Here is a 15,973-nt window from a genome sequence, read left to right on the forward strand (position 1 = left end):
CCGCACGGCCGAGACGGAGAGGCTGGATTCGTGAATCTGACCGGGATGCTGCCCGACGGCTGGCGCGCGGAACTCGAGCCGCTGCTCGATGACGACGCCACGGCGGCCCTCGGGGCGTTCGTCGCCGAGCAGTATCGCGACCACACCGTGTATCCGCCGATCGAGGACCTGTTCGCCGCGTACCGGCTGTGCCCGCCCGAGCAGACCCGGGTGCTCATTCTCGGCCAGGACCCGTACCACGGGCCGGGGCAGGCGCACGGGCTCAGCTTCAGCGTCCGCGCCGGGGTGCGCATCCCGCCCTCGCTGCGCAACGTCTTCGCGGAGCTGCACGACGACCTGGGCATTTCACCGGCCACCACCGGGGACCTGACCGGCTGGGCGAGCCAGGGGGTGCTGCTGCTCAACGCGGTGCTGACGGTCCGGGCCGGCGCGGCGGCCTCGCATGCGGGCAAGGGCTGGGAGGCGTTCACGGACGCGACCATCCGTGCGCTGAACGCCCGCCCCGAACGGGTGGTCTTCCTGCTCTGGGGCGGGTACGCCCGCAAGAAGGCCGCACTGGTCACGAACCCGGCGCACGTCGTGCTCGAGGCGGGCCATCCCAGCCCGCTCAATCCGCGCGGCTTCCGGGGTGCGCGACCGTTCAGCGCGGCGAACCAGGCGCTGACCGAGGCGGGCCGTCCGGTGGTCGACTGGGATCCGCGCGTCATTGCCCCGGAACCAGCCGGTTAGGGTGTTGACGTGCTGGTTCTCGCCTTGGACACCTCCACCCCCGCGGTGACCGCCGCCCTGGCGGAGGTGACCGACGACGGGATGCGGGGCGTGGCGGAGCGCCGTACGGTCGATCCGCGGGCCCACGGCGAACTGCTGGCCCCGCAGATCGCGACGCTGCTGGCCGACGCGGGCGCCGCCCCCCGCCAGTTGGGGGCGATCGTCGCCGGGTTGGGTCCGGGCCCGTTCACCGGGCTGCGGGTCGGCCTGGTCACGGCCGCGGTCATGGCGCAGGCCCTCGACATCCCGGCGTACGGGGTGTGCTCGCTGGACGCGCTCGGCCGTGCGGCGGGACCGGGCCGGGTGCTGGTGGCCACGGACGCGCGGCGCCGCGAGGTGTACACCGCCACGTACACCGACGGTGTGCGTACCGGCGGGCCGGACGTGGCCCGCCCGGCCGACGTCGTCGTGGACGCCGACCGCGCGGTCGGCGAGGGTGCCCTGCAGTACAGCGAGGTGTTCGGCCTGCCGATCGACGACCGCCTGCGGTACCCGCCCGGCGAGGCGCTGATCGCCCTCGCCGCGGACCGGGTGCGCACCGGCGCGCCCCACGAGCAGCTGATTCCGCTGTACCTGCGTCGCCCCGATGCCGTCGCGTCCTCGGCGCGCAAACCCGTACTGCGGTGATCCAGCTCGAACGCTTCCGCTGGTGGCACGTCGAGCAGGTGCTACCGATCGAGACGGACCTGTTCGGCGCGGAGAAATGGTCCGCGGCCATGTTCTGGAACGAGCTGGCCCAGCGCCACCACTACCTGGTCGCCACGGAGGACGACGCGGTGCTCGGGTACGCGGGGCTGGCCGTCATGGGCCCCGACGAGTCCTGGGTGCAGAACATCGCGGTCCGCCGGGACGCGCAGCGCCGGGGGATCGGCCGTCAACTGCTGGAGGCGCTGCTCGACGAGGCGCAGCGGCGCGGCGTCCACAAGGTGCTGCTGGAGGTGGCCGTGGACAACGCCCCCGCCCAGCGGCTGTACGCCACCTACGACTTCGAGCCGGTCGGCATCCGCCGCGGCTACTACCAACCCAGCAACACCGACGCCCTGGTGATGATGCGCAATGCCTGACGAGCCCCTGGTCCTCGGGATCGAGACCTCCTGCGACGAGACCGGTGTCGGCATCGTGCGCGGGCACACCCTGCTGGCTGACGCTCTCGCGTCGAGCGTGGACGAGCATGCCCGCTACGGCGGTGTGGTGCCCGAGGTGGCCAGCCGCGCCCACCTCGAGGCGATCGTCCCGACGATGCGACGCGCGCTCGCCGACGCGGGGGTCACCCTGGCCGACATCGACGCGATCGCGGTGACGGCCGGGCCGGGCCTGGCGGGCGCGCTGCTCGTCGGCGTCGCCGCCGCCAAGGGGTACGCGCTGGCCGCCGACAAGCCGGTGTACGGGGTCAACCACCTCGCCGCCCACGTCGCCGTCGACACCCTGGAACACGGTCCGCTGCCCGAGCCCGCCGTGGCCCTGCTCGTCTCCGGCGGACACTCGTCGCTGCTGCTCGTCGATGACCTCACGGCCGGGGTCACCCCGCTGGGCGCGACGATCGACGACGCGGCGGGGGAGGCGTTCGACAAGGTGGCGCGGCTGCTGGGGATGGGTTTTCCCGGCGGCCCGGTGATCGACCGGACGGCCCGGGACGGCGACCCGGCGGCGATCCCGTTCCCGCGGGGGCTCACCGCGCCGAAGGATCTGGCCGCGCACCGCTTCGACTTCTCCTTCTCGGGGCTCAAGACCGCCGTGGCGCGCTGGGTGGAGGCGCGCGAGCGCGGCGGGGAGCCTGTACCGGTGGCGGATGTGGCCGCCAGCTTCCAGGACGCCGTCTGTGATGTGCTCACCGCCAAGGCGCTCGACGCCTGCCGTACGCATGGGGTGCAGACCCTCGTCATCGGTGGCGGGGTCGCGGCCAACTCCCGCCTGCGCGTGCTCGCCGAACAGCGCGCGGCCCGGCACGGCATCCAGGTCCGGGTCCCCCGGCCCCAGCTGTGCACGGACAACGGCGCCATGGTGGCCGCGCTCGGCGCGCATCTGGTCGCCGCGGGGGTCGCGCCCAGCGGCCTGGACCTGCCGGCCGATTCGGCCCTGCCATTGACCACCGTCACAGTTCCCGGGTGATTATGCTCAGCTCATGATCGCGCGGATGTGGGAGGTACGGGCCCTGGGCAGCGGCTTCGACGAGCTGCTGAGCTGGGTCTGCGACGAGGCGCTGCCCACGATCGAGGTGTTGCCGGCGCACGTGTCCAGCGAGGTCTACTCGTCCACGGACCACCGCATCGTCGTCATCTCGACATGGCGCCATGACCCGGTCGCGTTGCCGGCCCCACCCGATCGCCTGGTGGCCCGGGCGCCCCATGTCTGGGACTTCACCCCGGTCGACCGCTGAGGTCCCGAAGGTGTGATCGCCGCTTGCGCGGCCACTGCCGACCGGCTAGCGCAGGGCGACGAAGATCCCCAGCAGGACCAGCGTCAGGACGGCGACGGCGAACACCCACAGCAGTTCCGGGCGCTGAGGCCCGTCGGCCGCCGGCTCGGCGGGCAGGTCACGGACGATGGCGTCCAGCTCGCCGAGGGTACGCGCCTGCGTCACGACGTCGACCCGCTGCGCGAACTCGTCCAGCGTGAGCCGTCCCGCCCCGGTGTGCCGCTCGAGCGCGGCCACGATCCGCTGCCGATCCTCGTCGGACGCCCGCATCTCCACGACCGGCACTGTAGCCGCCTTCCGCGATCAGGGGGATGGCTAGATGAGGGGGTCTTCCAGAAGCCGCTCGAAGGCCAGTTCCGCCGCGCCGATCAGGGCCGCGTCCGTGCCCAGTTCAGGAGTGCGCAGCCGGAGGTGCTCCCGGCAGGCGGGCAGCGCGACCGCGTTCAACCGGCTGCGGATCTGGGCGGCGGCGACCAGGTACACGTCGCGCAGCGTGCCGCCGAAGATGACCGCCTCGGGGTTGAAGATGTTCACCAGGTTGCCCACGCCGAAGCCGATCCAGTCGCCGACCTCGCGCACGGCCTGCCGCGCGATCCGGTCGCCACGCCGGGCCGCGTCCACGACCTCGAGGACGGCCTCGCTGCCGGACTCGTCCTCGCGGTGGGCCAGCCGCAGCAGGGCGTACTCGCCGATCTCGGTCTCCCAGCAGCCGCGTGACCCGCAGCTGCACGGGTGGCCCTGCGGGTTGACCACCATGTGGCCGACCTCCCCGCCGTAGCCGCCGTGCCCGCTGACCCGCCGGCCGCCCGCGATGATGCCGCCGCCGACGCCCACGTCGCCGTACAGATAGATGACGTTGTCGCAGCCGACGGCGGCGCCGCGGCTGTGTTCCACGAGCGCGGACACGTCCGCGACGTTGCCGACGAGGAAGAGTCCCGCGTCGCCGGGGTCGCCGTCGCCCAGCCCGCTGCCGAGTTCACTGCTCAGCTCGCCGCCGAGCTCGGCGCTGAGCGCGCCGGAGACGTTCTCGTCGACCCAGCCGATCGTCGGGGCGAGGCGGACCACGCCGTCGGCGCGGCGCACCATGCCGGCGATGGCCATGCCGCCGCCGACGCACCGGGCGTCGTCGGAGACCGCCCGGTGCATGTCGCGGATGAACCCGGCCAGCGGCTGCACCGCGTCGATCACCTGCATGCCGCGCGGCCGCTCGGCCTCCCGGCGGGCCAGGATGTGGCCGCCCAGGCCGACGCGGGCCGCGCGGATGCGGTCCACCTCGATGCTGATCGCGTACGCGTACACCCGCGCCGACTCGGGCCGGACGACCAGCGACGGTCGTCCGGCCCGGCCGGTTTCGCGCGGGGCTTCCTCACTGATCAGGCCGGCCGTGGCCAGCTCTGCGGTGAGGGCGCCGATGGTGCTGCGGTTGAGCCCCAGCCGGCTGGTCAGTTCCGCCCGGGAGGTGGCCCCGTGCACGTGTACGTACCGGAGCAGGGTCCCGAGGTTGTGCCGGCGGACCTCCTCCTGGCTGGGGCCGGCTCGCATCAGCGCGCCGTCCCCAGACCCAGGATCGTGTTCATCGGTTGCCGGTGGCGGCCGCTCTGCGCCGGGACAGCGCATCGACGCCGGCGGCGGCGAGCAGCACCAGGCCGGTGAAGATGAACTTGGTGCCGGGGCTGAAGTCCATCAGGCCCATGCCGTTGCCGATGACCGCGATGACCGCGCCACCGAGCACGGCATCGATGATCCGGCCCTTGCCGCCGAAGAGGCTGGTGCCGCCGATGACGGCCGCCGCGACCGAGTACAGCAGCACGTCGCTGCCGCCGGACTTCGGGTCGACCGAGCTGGCCCGGCTGGCGGCGATGATGCCGCCGACCGCCGCCATGAACGAGCCGATCATGAAGACCGAGATCCGGATCCGGTCGACCGGGATACCGGCCCGGCGCGCGGCCTCGGTGTTGCCGCCGACCGCGTACACGTGCCGGCCGTAGGTGGTGCGGCCCAGCACGAAGGTCCAGAAGATCGCCGCCACCGCCATGATCGGCACGACGATCGGCACACCCTTGAGGGAGTTGATGGCCGGGTTGATGGCCCGCTCCAGGGTGAGGAAGTAGGTCCCCACGAACACCAGGACGCCGAGGCCGACGACGCGGGCGAACACGATGCCAATCGGGTCGTGGACCAGCCCGCGGGACGCGCGACCGCGCACCTTGATCAGCTGGGCGGCCGCGTAGCCGCCCACCGAGACGACCGCGAGGATCCAGCTCATCGCGACCGACATGTTCTTGTTGGCCAGCGCCAGAACGAACGAGTCGTGGATCGAGATGTTCGTGCCACCGCCCAGCAGCAACAGCAGCACGCCCTGGAAGGCGAGGAAGGCGGCCAGCGTGACGACGAACGACGGGATGCCGACCTTCGCCACCAGGAAGCCCAGCACCGAGCCGATGATTACGCCGGTGATCAGTGCGGCCGGGATGGCGGTGTACCAGCTCCAGCCGTGGTTGGTGAGCAGCACGGCCATGACCGCGCCGCACACGCCGCTGGTGTAGCCCGCGGACAGGTCGATCTCGCCGAGCAGCAGGACGAAGACCAGGCCCATCGAGATGAAGACCACCGCGGCGCCCTGCGAGAAGAGGTTCCCGAAGTTCAGCGCGCTGAGGAACGTGTCCGGGCGGGCGAAGCCGAAGATCACGACGAGGACGACCAGGCCGAGGACGGCGGCCAGGCTGCCGATGTCGCCGCCGCGGACCCGCTGCCAGTAGCTCGTCACGTGGCTGCCGACGGTGGGCTGGACCACCCGGACGCCGCCCACCTCGGTCGTGGTGGTGCTTGTGCTCATCGGTCGTCTCCCGGCGTGATGTCGACGAAGTCGGAGGGCTTCTCGGGCGGCAGGCCGATGTTGCCGCTGCGCCCGGCGGTGATCAGTTCGACGACCTGGGAGTGGGTCACGTCGGTGGTCTTGACCTGGGCCGCCATCCGGCCGAGGTACAGCGCGGCGATCCGGTCGGCGACCGCGAAGACGTCGTTCATGTTGTGCGAGATGAGTACGACGCCGAGGCCGTTGTCGGCGAGCCGGCGGACCAGCTCGAGCACCTGGGCGGTCTGTGCGACACCGAGGGCGGCGGTCGGCTCGTCCAGGATGACGACCCGGCTGTTCCACAGCACCGCCTTGGCGATGGCGACGGTCTGCCGCTGGCCACCGGACAGGCTGGAGACGTGCTGGCGCAGGGACTTCACCGTACGGACGGAGAGGCTCTTGAGCGTCTCGCCGGCCATCTGCTCCATGGTGGGCTCGTCCAGGACGACGCCCCGCTTCTTCTCCCGCCCGAGGAACATGTTCTGGACGATGTCCAGATTGTCGCAGAGCGCGAGGTCCTGGTACACGACCTCGATGCCCAGCGCCGACGCGTCGCGGGGGCTGTGGATCGCTACTTCCTTGCCGTCGAAGAGCACCGATCCCGCATCGATCGAGTAGATGCCGCTGATGCATTTGACCATCGTCGACTTGCCGGCGCCGTTGTCGCCGACGAGTGCGGTGACCTCGCCGGGATAGACGTTCAAGGCGACGTCGTGCAGGACCTGTACGGGGCCGAAACTCTTGTCGACTCCGCGCAGCTCCAGAAGAGGTGTCGCGGCCACGGGTGGTTCTCCTTCGCTGGGTGACCGGGTGCGGGGCGGTGCGCCTGGCGGTGCGCTCCAGGGGGTGGGAGCGACGCCCGGCGCCGCCCACGCTGGTGGGCGTGAGCGGCGCCGTCGTCAGCTGCTGCGACTCAGGTCAGCTGATGCCGGCCTCGGTGCACAGCTTGGCGTACTCACCGGTGCAGAGCTGGTCCTTGGTCACGAAGCCGTCCGCGACAACGTCCTTGACGTTCGCCTTGGTGATGGACTTCGGGGTCAGCAGCACGGACTTGACCTCCTTCTTCGACTCCGGGTCGGTGACCGTGCCGGTGGCGGTGGTCGGCGCCTCGCCCTTGGCCAGCGAGATGGCGAGCGCGGCAGCCGCGTCGGCCTCCTGCTTGATGGCCTTGTAGACGGTCATGCACTGGTCGCCGACGAGGATGTTCTGCAGACCCTGGACGGTGGCGTCCTGGCCGGTGACCGGGACCTGGCCGTTCAGCTTGTTCTTCTTGAGCACCTGGATGGCCGCGTTGCCGAGGCCGTCGTTGGCGGCGAGCACACCCTTGATGTTCTTGTTCTGGGTGAGCATCTGCTCGAAGATCGTGCCGGCCTGCGCGTTGTCCCAGTCCGGAACGGACTGGTTCGGGCCCTTGGTGTACTCGCCCGAGGCGTACTTCGGGTCGAGCTGGGAGTTGTAGCCCTGCGCGAACAGCGTGGCGTTGTTGTCCGTCGGGGAACCGTTCAGCTCCGCGACCACCGGCTTGGTGTACTTCTTGGCGGTCAGGCAGTCGATCAGGCCCTTGCCCTGCAGCTCGCCGACCTTCACGTTGTCGAAGCTGACGTAGTAGTCCGCGCCGCCGTTGAGGGTCAGCCGGTCGTAGTCGACAGTGGCGATACCCGCGGCCTTGGCCTTGTCGAGCACGGCCTTACCGGTCCCGGAGTCCAGGTTGACGATCATCAGGACCTTGACGCCGCTGGAGATCATGCCCTCCGCGATCGTCTGGAACTGGCTCTTGTCACCCTGGGCGTTCTGGATGTCAGCCTGTACGCCGGCCGCGTCGAACGCCGCCTTGAGGTACTTGGGGTCGTCGGTGCCCCACCGCTGCGAGCTGGCGGTGTCCGGCAGGATGACGCCGACCTTGCCGACCGACGACGAGCCGCCGGTGGTGCCGCCGGACTTGTTGTCGTCTTTGCCGCAGGCGGCCATGCTGCCCGCGGCCACCAGGCCGACGGCAGCGAGGGCGAACAGTCCCTTACGCATTCCTGTGTTTCCTTTCGGGGTGATCCGAGGCTTCTCGGACTCTGTGGGTGTGCGCTGCCGGGAGTGTCGCTCCCCAGACGCCGTGGATCAGGAGCCGGTTTGTTGTGTCGGGCAACGTATTCCCGCTGTGCCGCATGGCACAAGATGTGGCGCGGCTCGATTTTGTTGTCCGCGATAACAATCCGGCAACGCGCCTGTGACAGACGGGCTTGCGCCATGTCTGGCGATTCGCTCCCGGCGTTGCCGATCGCTTGAGTTGCCCCACAAAGCGACGCTAGGTCACTCGCGGGTCCCAACTTGCCCGATCTCGGGTAAAAGATCGGGCTCGTGGGGTAACGGTGTCGTAACGGAACCTTTTGCTGGGTGGGTATGTCCAGATCAGGACCGGATTGCCGCGACTGTCGCGGCAGTCAGCCGGACCAGATCGGCGGGCTTGAGCGAAACTTGAAGCCCGCGGCGGCCCGCGGAGATAACCATCTGATCAAGGTCCAGCGCAGAGTCGTCGATTACTGTGGGTAAGCGCCGCCGCTGCCCCAGCGGGCTGATCCCGCCTCGTACGTACCCGCTGCTGCGCTCGGCCGCCGCCCGGTCCGCGAGCGTGGCGCGCTTGCCGCCGACCGCCGCGGCCAGGGCCTTGAGGTCCAGATCGCCGGTCACGGGTACGACCGCGACGGTCAGCTCGCCGTCGACGTCGGTGATGAGCGTCTTGAACAGCCGGTGCGGGTCGACCCCGAGGGCCGCCGCCACCAGGGCGCCGTAGTTCGGCGCGTCCGGCGAGACCTCGTACGGGTGCAGCTCGTACGCCACCTTCTCGGCGCTCAGCAGCGCCGTCGCGGGGGTGCCCGCGCTCTTCTTCGCCACGCGCGAAGGCTAGCGTCCCGCGGCGCCCGCGACGCCGCGCGCCACAGTGTCTCCCGCCGGTTGGTACCCGGCGTCCTCAGTGCGGGGTGGCGATGTCCTCAGTGTGGTGTCGGGGGTCACGGAGCCGCGCACAGCAAGGCCGTCGGCGCATCCGCGATCCGGGTCAGCACCAGCGACGCGGCGTTCGGACCGGACAGTCGCAGATCCTGGCGCAGCCGCTCCGGTTCCAGCGCCGAGCCGCGCTTGCGGATCTCCAGCCGCCCGACGCCCCGCTCCCGCAGCAGCGCCCGCAGCCGCTTCAGCGAGAACGGCAGCACGTCGGTCACCGCCAGCCGTCGCCCGAGCGGCGTGTCGACCGGGTCGTCGGTGTAGACGTACGCGATCTGAGGGTCGGCGAGGCGCCCGCCGATACCGGCGGCGAACTCCGCGACCAGATGGGCGCGGACCACCGCCGGGTCCGGGTCGTACAGGTACGCCCCGACCGGGCCCACCGCCGCGGCCGCGCTCCCGGAGCCGGTCAGCGTGACCGGCTCCGCGCCGCGCAGCACGGTGGCCCGGCGCGGCACCGTCGCCAGCGGGCCGCACCAGAACGCGGCCTCGACGAGGTCGCCGTCGACGCTGACCCACTCACCCTCGGCCCCTGGGGGCAGCAGGGCGTGGTCGATGCCCGGCGCCAGTTTCAGGACGGTACGCGGCACCCGGGCGGGCAGTCCCGCGACGAAGCCCCACGGCGGCGACCACGAGTCGGGGTTCATGGCCCGGCCCCGGCCGGTGCGCCGGGCCGGGTCGGCGAAGACCGCGTCCGCGCCCGCGAGGTCCACGGTCGTCGCGTCGGCGCACGCGACCGTGATCAGCCTGTCCAGCCCGGCGGCGGCGGCGTTCGCCGCGGCCAGCGCGGCGGTCAGCGGGTCGGCGTCCACCGCGTACACCTGGATGCCGGCGCGGGCCGCGGCCAGCGCGTCCGCGCCCAGCCCGCAGCCCAGATCGGTCAGGGTGGTGACCCCGGCGGCGCGCAGCCGGGCCGCCCGCCGGTCGGCGACCACCGCGCGGGTGGCCTGCTCCAGGCCCGCCCGGGTGAAGAACATCGCGGCGGCCGCCGCGCCGAACTTGGCGGCGGCGCGGCGGCGCAGTTCGGCCTGGGTGAGCGCGGCCGCGGCCAGCGGCGGCGGCACGCCGCGGGCGCGTAGCCGCGCGGCGGCGGCGAGGGGGTCGGCGCCGGAGACCTCGGCGGCGGCCACGAGGGCGGCCGACCCCTCGGCGGTGCGCAGTGCTGCCAGCAGTTCCAGGTTCACGGGGAGTCATTCTCGCGGGTGGGGCGTGTTGGCACTCTCCTTGACGGAGTGCCAGTCCCGGCATAATCTCCGATTAGCACTCTCACTACGAGGGTGCCAGCCGCGCGGACCCGCCGGGGCCGCACGGCGAGCGCCAGGCGGACCGGCACCCGCGACGACGGCCCCGCCCGGTGGCATGAGGCATCCGGCCGGCCAGCTGGTCGGCGACGACACCAAGTACCCCAGGAGGGTATGCCCGTGACTACCGCGACCAAGGTTGCGATCAAGCCGCTCGAGGACCGCATCGTGGTCCAGGCGAACGAGGCTGAGACGACCACGGCGTCGGGCATCGTGATCCCCGACACCGCCAAGGAGAAGCCGCAGGAGGGCACCGTCCTCGCTGTCGGCCCCGGCCGCATCGACGACAAGGGCAACCGGATCCCGGTTGACGTCAAGGTCGGCGAGACGGTCCTGTACTCGAAGTACGGCGGCACCGAGGTCAAGTACGCCGGCGAGGAGTACCTGGTGCTCTCCGCCCGCGACGTCCTCGCGGTCATCGAGAAGTGACCTACTGACAGTGCTGACCGCCTCGGTCCGGTGTACCGGACCGAGGCGGTGGTGCGTGAAGGGACCTATACATGGCGAAGATCCTCAGTTTCTCTGACGACGCCCGGCACCTGCTGGAGCACGGCGTCAACGCGCTCGCCGACACGGTCAAGGTCACCCTGGGCCCGCGGGGCCGCAACGTCGTCCTCGACAAGAAGTTCGGCGCGCCCACGATCACCAACGACGGCGTCACCATCGCCAAGGAGATCGACCTCACCGACCCGTACGAGAACCTCGGGGCCCAGCTGGTCAAGGAGGTGGCGACCAAGACCAACGACGTCGCCGGCGACGGGACCACCACGGCGACCGTGCTCGCCCAGGCGCTCGTCCGCGAGGGCCTGCGCAACGTGACCGCGGGTGCCAACCCGATCGCCCTCAAGCGGGGCATGGACGCGGCCGCCGAGGCGGTCTCCAAGGCCCTGCTCGACAAGGCGGTCGAGGTCGCGGACCACAAGGCCATCGCGAACGTGGCCACCATCTCCGCGCAGGACGCCGCGATCGGCGAGCTCATCGCCCAGGCGATGGACCGCGTCGGCCGCGACGGCGTGATCACGGTGGAGGAGGGCTCCGCCCTCAGCACCGAGCTCGAGGTCACCGAGGGCCTGCAGTTCGACAAGGGCTTCATCTCGCCGAACTTCGTGACCGACGCCGAGTCGCAGGAAGCCGTGCTGGAGGATGCGTACCTCCTCATCAGCACGCAGAAGATCGCCAGCATCGAGGAGCTGCTGCCGCTGCTGGAGAAGGTCGTCCAGTCCGGTAAGCCGCTGCTCATCATCGCCGAGGACGTCGAGGGTCAGGCACTGTCCACCCTGGTCGTCAACGCGCTGCGCAAGACCGTCAAGGTCGTGGCCGTCAAGGCCCCCGGCTTCGGCGACCGGCGCAAGGCGATGCTGCAGGACCTGGCGATCGCCACCGGTGGCGAGCTGGTCGCCCCCGAGCTGGGCTACAAGCTGGACCAGGTCACCCTGGAGATGCTGGGCACCGCCCGGCGCGTGGTGGTCGACAAGGAGAACACCACGATCGTCGACGGCGGCGGCCAGAAGTCCGAGGTGGAGGACCGCGTCGCGCAGATCCGCAAGGAGATCGAGGCGTCGGACTCCGACTGGGACAAGGAGAAGCTGTCGGAGCGGCTGGCCAAGCTCTCCGGTGGCGTGGCGGTCATCAAGGTCGGTGCCGCCACCGAGGTCGAGATGAAGGAGCGCAAGCACCGCATCGAGGACGCCATCGCGGCGACCAAGGCGGCGGTCGAGGAAGGCACCGTCCCCGGTGGCGGCGCCGCGCTCGCGCAGATCACCTCGGTGCTCGACGGCAGCCTCGGCCTCTCCGGCGAGGAGGCCAGCGGCGTGGCGATCGTCCGCAAGGCGCTCGTCGAGCCGCTGCGCTGGATCGCGCAGAACGCGGGCCACGACGGCTACGTGGTGGTCGGCAAGGTCGCTGACCTCGACTGGGGTCACGGCCTGGACGCCGCCACCGACAAGTACGTCGACCTGGCCGCGACCGGCATCATCGACCCGGTCAAGGTGACCCGCAACGCGGTCTCCAACGCCGTCTCGATCGCCGGGCTGCTGCTCACCACGGAGAGCCTCGTGGTGGAGAAGCCGAAGGACCCGGAGCCCGCCGCGGCGGGCGGGCACGGCCACGGCCACGGTCACGGCCACCAGCACGGCCCGGGCTTCTGACCCGGAATCAGCTCCACGGAAAGGCGCGCCGGTCACCCGGCGCGCCTTTTCCATACCCGCCCACCTCGCCGTGCCCGGCTCGGTGTGGCACTGCCTTCGCGCGGTTTCGCCAACCTGGTTGGTCCGGCTGGACGTTGATGATTTCTGGTTAGCGCCGCACCGGAAATCATCAAGATCGAGCGCCTGGCGCCGGTGCGAGGGTGGGCGGTGGCGGGGGCAGGATAGGGGGGTGAAGCTCTCCGTCCGGGCCGGGCTGGCCGGTGTCGCGTCGGCCGCGGTCGCGCTCGGTGTCGCCGAGGTCATCGCGGTGGCGACCGGACCGCTGTCCGCGCCGCTGCTGGCCGTCGGGGGCGTCGTCGTCGACACCGTGCCGGGCCCGGTCAAGAACGCCGGCGTCGCGATCTTCGGCGTGCACGACAAAACCGCCCTGATCACGGGTACGGCCCTGCTGCTGGGCGCCTACGCCTACGGGGTCGGGGTGCTGGCACTGCGGTCGTGGCGGTGGGCGCTGGCCGGGATCGCCCTGTTCGGTGCGGTCGGCGTGGCCGCCGCGGTGACCCGACACGACGCCGGACCCCTGGCGGCCCTGCCCGCCCTGGTCGCCGCGGCAGCAGCGGCACTGACGCTGCGCATTCTGCTGACCTGGGCGGTCGACCCGGCACCGCCGGACGCATCGGATGCCGCGACCACCGACGCGACGGTCGGCCGCCCAGCGGGCACTGCTCGGGCAGGCGACGCTCCGGCGGGCGGCGGAGCGGATGGCGCGGGCCCCGCAACGCGCCCATGGGTCGGCAGGCGGCGATTCCTGCAGGGCCTCGGGATCGCGGCGGGGGTCGCCGCGGTCAGTGGCGTCGCCGGGCGGCTGCTGACCGGCCGCCGCGCGGTCAACGCGGCCCGCAACGCTGTGTTGCTGCCCGCCCCGGTGTCGCCCGCCCGCCCGGTGCCCGCCGCCGCGCAGGTCCGCGGCGTGACGCCGTACGTCTCGACGAACGAGGACTTCTACCGGATCGACACCGCGCTGTACCCGCCGCAGGTCGACCCGGCGACGTGGCGGTTGCGGGTGCACGGGATGGTCCGTAACCCGATCACGCTGACCTGGGACGACCTGCTGCGCCGCCCGATGATCGAGCGGTACGTGACGCTGGCCTGCGTCTCCAACGAGGTGGGCGGCGACCTGATCGGCAACGCCCGCTGGCTCGGTGTTCCGGTCAAGACCCTGCTCGACGAGGCCGACCCGCAGCCGGACGCCGACCAGGTGGTGCAGCGTTCCGTGGACGGTTGGACCTGTGGCAGTCCCACCTCCGTGCTGCGCGACGGCCGCGACGCCCTGCTCGCGATCGGTATGAACGGCCGCCCGCTGCCGGTCGAGCACGGCTTCCCGGTGCGGCTGGTGGTCCCCGGCCTGTACGGCTACGTCTCCGCCTGCAAGTGGGTGGTGGAGCTGGAGCTGACCCGGTTCGCGGACTTCGACGCGTACTGGGTGCCGCGCGGGTGGGCGCAGCAGGCTCCGATCAAGACGCAGTCGCGCATCGACACTCCCCGTGACGGCGCGAAGCGCCCGGCCGGGGAGATGGTGGTCGCTGGTGTCGCGTGGGCCCAGCACCGCGGCATAGCCAAGGTCGAAGTGCAGATCGACGGCGGGGCGTGGCAGGCCGCCACGCTGGCCGACACGGTGTCGGCGGACACCTGGCGACAGTGGTTTCTGCCGTGGACGGCCGCCCCCGGCCGGCACACCATCCGGGTACGCGCGACCGACACGACCGGCGCCACGCAGCCGAGCACTCCCGCCCCGCCGGAGCCGGACGGCGCCACCGGCTGGCACAGCGTGACGCTCAGCGTCCAGTAACCCGAAAGACGCACTTTGCGTCCGACTTGGGCCCCGAATTCGCTCGTACGGTGGCTTGCATGTCCACCGGTGCTCTTGAAGAGCCGCTCAACACTTCGGCGTGGCCCCTCTCCGGGGACCACGCCGGGAACTGTGCCGACATGCCGCGCATCGTCGCGCGGCGTCAGGCCGCGGGGGCCCGCCGTTGCGTCGGTACGGCCGTCTTGTGGGGCCCGCCGAGGCGTGCCTCGAGCCGAGCAAGGTCCACCCGTCCGTGACGCCGGTCGGCGAGGTCGTCCCAGCCGACCGCCAGCAGCCGCAGCCGTTCCGTCTCGCTGAATCCTCCCCAGACTCCGTACGGTTCCCGGACCGCGAGCGCGTGGGCCGCGCACTCGGCGCGTACCGGGCACGCCCGGCACACGGCCTTGGCGTTGGCCTCCCGGCGGTTGCGCGACGATCCGCGTTCGCCGTCCGGGTGGAAGAACTGGGCGCTGTCGCGCCCCCGGCACCGGCCGAGTCGCTGCCAGTCCCATCGGTCGGCGATGGCACCGGGCAGTCTGCGAAGGTTCGACATCAACACCCTCCTTCCGCGCGGCACCGCGGAGTGTGGTCCGTTCCGGGCCGGTCACTGGCCTACGGCCCGTGTACCCCGGGGGTACCTGCCTCACACCCGTTGTGTCGATGTCTTCCCCAGCCGTATCCCATCGCTGCCGCAAGCCGTGGGGATCTTTCCCGTTTTTTCCATCTAAAGCGCGTAATGCTGCGGCCGTTGCGTGATCTCCTCTGAGAGAGAAGGAGGATCACTGTGCGTACCGTCCTCGTGTGCGTCCGAACTCCGCTGGCGGCCCAGACCGTCGCGTCCACCGCGGCCCGGCTCGGCATGACCGGGGTCGTCCGGACCGCCGTCAGCGAGACCGAGGCCATGATCCGACTGGCCGAGCGGCCCGCAGAGATCGTCCTGGCCGATACCGCCGTGACCCGGCCGGACAGCGTCGGGTTCACCCGGCGGGTCCTCGCCCGCGCCCCGCAGGCGCAGGTCGTCCTGTTCGGTGCCGAAGACCCGCGGGTCGCCGCGGCGTCCGTCGCCGCGGGCGCCCGGGGCGTCATCCGCGGGGTCGAACATGACCTGGTCAGCGTGGTCGCCAAGGCCCTGCTGCTCCTGCTGCTTCCGGTACGGCCCCAGGGTGGCATGCCGATCAACAGCGCGAACGCCCAGCCGGCCACGGTCGCCGGCGCCGCCCGGAACAACAACTCGCCCGCCTCCCGCGGGATGCACCGCGACGGCCTGGGCATGGGCGCGGGCAACGGCGGTCCGATCCCCGCGATGCTGCCGAACTCGCCGATGGTGCCGGTGCAGCGCGGCGACGTCCCGCTGGACCCGGCCACCGGGCGGCCCGCCGCCTGGCCCGCCAACGAGGGCTCGCCGGTCGGGGTGGCGGAGGCCGCGCCCGCGGGCCGGCGGCTGACCTTGACGGAGCGTGAGCTGCAGGTGCTGCGGGGCATGGCCGACGGCAAGAGCAACGCCGAGATCGGCCGGGAGCTGTTCGTCTCCGAGGACACGGTCAAGACCCACGCCCGGCGGCTCTTCCGCAAGCTGGGCGCCCGGGACCGGGCCCACGCCGTCGCCGCCGGTTTCCGGGCGGGACTGGTCGCTTAACCACCCGATCGGGT

At 71.7% G+C, this 15,973-nt stretch carries 17 protein-coding genes; 9 read left to right on the plus strand and 8 right to left on the minus strand.

Features of this window, described 5'->3' with window-relative positions; genetic code table 11:
• Positions 1-45: 45 nt before the first annotated feature.
• The 5 genes from ung to ACMCNO_RS05925 are packed head-to-tail and all read left to right on the plus strand — an operon-like array spanning position 46 to position 3,145.
• A complete protein-coding gene (ung, locus tag ACMCNO_RS05905) occupies positions 46-729 on the plus strand; it encodes a uracil-DNA glycosylase (RefSeq protein ID WP_412753631.1) in 684 nt (227 codons plus the stop codon).
• A gap of 9 nt (positions 730-738) precedes the next feature.
• Positions 739-1,395 carry a tRNA (adenosine(37)-N6)-threonylcarbamoyltransferase complex dimerization subunit type 1 TsaB gene (tsaB, locus tag ACMCNO_RS05910; RefSeq protein WP_412748387.1) on the plus strand — a complete coding sequence of 219 codons (657 nt, stop codon included), beginning with the start codon at positions 739-741 and terminating at the stop codon, positions 1,393-1,395.
• On the plus strand, positions 1,395-1,832 hold the full coding sequence (gene rimI, locus ACMCNO_RS05915; RefSeq protein ID WP_412753632.1) for a ribosomal protein S18-alanine N-acetyltransferase: 438 nt from the start codon (positions 1,395-1,397) through the stop codon (positions 1,830-1,832). The genes tsaB and rimI overlap by 1 nt, the downstream gene beginning before the upstream one ends.
• Positions 1,825-2,877, plus strand: a complete 1,053-nt coding sequence (gene tsaD, locus ACMCNO_RS05920) for a tRNA (adenosine(37)-N6)-threonylcarbamoyltransferase complex transferase subunit TsaD (RefSeq protein WP_412748388.1) — start codon at positions 1,825-1,827, stop codon at positions 2,875-2,877. Before rimI ends, tsaD begins: the two co-directional genes overlap by 8 nt.
• A gap of 13 nt (positions 2,878-2,890) precedes the next feature.
• Positions 2,891-3,145, plus strand: a complete 255-nt coding sequence (locus tag ACMCNO_RS05925; RefSeq protein WP_412748389.1) for a hypothetical protein — start codon at positions 2,891-2,893, stop codon at positions 3,143-3,145.
• A gap of 45 nt (positions 3,146-3,190) precedes the next feature.
• On the opposite strand, the gene ACMCNO_RS05930 is transcribed toward ACMCNO_RS05925, so the two are convergent.
• The 7 genes from ACMCNO_RS05930 to ACMCNO_RS05960 form a co-directional block, all read right to left on the minus strand.
• Positions 3,191-3,454: a DUF1707 domain-containing protein gene (locus ACMCNO_RS05930; protein WP_412753633.1), complete on the minus strand. Its 264-nt coding sequence runs from the start codon at positions 3,452-3,454 to the stop codon at positions 3,191-3,193.
• 45 nt (positions 3,455-3,499) lie between these two features.
• Positions 3,500-4,726 carry an ROK family transcriptional regulator gene (locus tag ACMCNO_RS05935; RefSeq protein WP_412748390.1) on the minus strand — a complete coding sequence of 409 codons (1,227 nt, stop codon included), beginning with the start codon at positions 4,724-4,726 and terminating at the stop codon, positions 3,500-3,502.
• Between the two features lie 31 nt (positions 4,727-4,757).
• Entirely contained in the window at positions 4,758-6,020 is a 1,263-nt protein-coding gene (locus tag ACMCNO_RS05940) for a sugar ABC transporter permease (RefSeq protein WP_412748391.1), read from the minus strand.
• On the minus strand, positions 6,017-6,820 hold the full coding sequence (locus ACMCNO_RS05945; RefSeq protein WP_412748392.1) for an ATP-binding cassette domain-containing protein: 804 nt from the start codon (positions 6,818-6,820) through the stop codon (positions 6,017-6,019). Before ACMCNO_RS05945 ends, ACMCNO_RS05940 begins: the two co-directional genes overlap by 4 nt.
• Before the next feature lie 136 nt (positions 6,821-6,956).
• Entirely contained in the window at positions 6,957-8,060 is a 1,104-nt protein-coding gene (locus ACMCNO_RS05950; protein ID WP_412748393.1) for a sugar ABC transporter substrate-binding protein, read from the minus strand.
• Positions 8,061-8,438: 378 nt separating this feature from the next.
• Complete coding sequence (gene ybaK, locus ACMCNO_RS05955) at positions 8,439-8,921, minus strand: Cys-tRNA(Pro) deacylase (RefSeq protein WP_412748394.1); 483 nt, start codon at positions 8,919-8,921, stop codon at positions 8,439-8,441.
• 116 nt (positions 8,922-9,037) lie between these two features.
• Complete coding sequence (locus ACMCNO_RS05960) at positions 9,038-10,213, minus strand: THUMP-like domain-containing protein (protein WP_412748395.1); 1,176 nt, start codon at positions 10,211-10,213, stop codon at positions 9,038-9,040.
• Between the two features lie 231 nt (positions 10,214-10,444).
• On the opposite strand from ACMCNO_RS05960, the gene groES reads away from it, so the two are divergent.
• From groES to ACMCNO_RS05975, 3 genes are all read left to right on the plus strand, one after another.
• Complete coding sequence (groES, locus tag ACMCNO_RS05965; RefSeq protein ID WP_082771855.1) at positions 10,445-10,759, plus strand: co-chaperone GroES; 315 nt, start codon at positions 10,445-10,447, stop codon at positions 10,757-10,759.
• A gap of 71 nt (positions 10,760-10,830) precedes the next feature.
• The gene (gene groL, locus ACMCNO_RS05970) at positions 10,831-12,477 is read left to right on the plus strand and encodes a chaperonin GroEL (protein WP_412748396.1); all 1,647 of its coding nucleotides are present in this window, start codon (positions 10,831-10,833) and stop codon (positions 12,475-12,477) included.
• Positions 12,478-12,706: 229 nt separating this feature from the next.
• The gene (locus ACMCNO_RS05975; protein ID WP_412748397.1) at positions 12,707-14,323 is read left to right on the plus strand and encodes a molybdopterin-dependent oxidoreductase; all 1,617 of its coding nucleotides are present in this window, start codon (positions 12,707-12,709) and stop codon (positions 14,321-14,323) included.
• Between the two features lie 163 nt (positions 14,324-14,486).
• Here ACMCNO_RS05975 and ACMCNO_RS05980 read toward each other — a convergent pair whose 3' ends face one another.
• Positions 14,487-14,876 (minus strand): WhiB family transcriptional regulator, encoded by a 390-nt coding sequence (locus ACMCNO_RS05980; protein WP_412748398.1) that lies wholly within the window; start codon positions 14,874-14,876, stop codon positions 14,487-14,489.
• A gap of 231 nt (positions 14,877-15,107) precedes the next feature.
• Between ACMCNO_RS05980 and ACMCNO_RS05985 the strand changes: the two genes are divergently transcribed.
• The gene (locus ACMCNO_RS05985; RefSeq protein ID WP_412748399.1) at positions 15,108-15,959 is read left to right on the plus strand and encodes a response regulator transcription factor; all 852 of its coding nucleotides are present in this window, start codon (positions 15,108-15,110) and stop codon (positions 15,957-15,959) included.
• Positions 15,960-15,973: the final 14 nt, after the last annotated feature.

It is taken from the genome of Krasilnikovia sp. M28-CT-15, from assembly GCF_047159595.1.
In the GTDB taxonomy this organism is placed as follows: Bacteria; Actinomycetota; Actinomycetes; order Mycobacteriales; family Micromonosporaceae; genus Actinoplanes.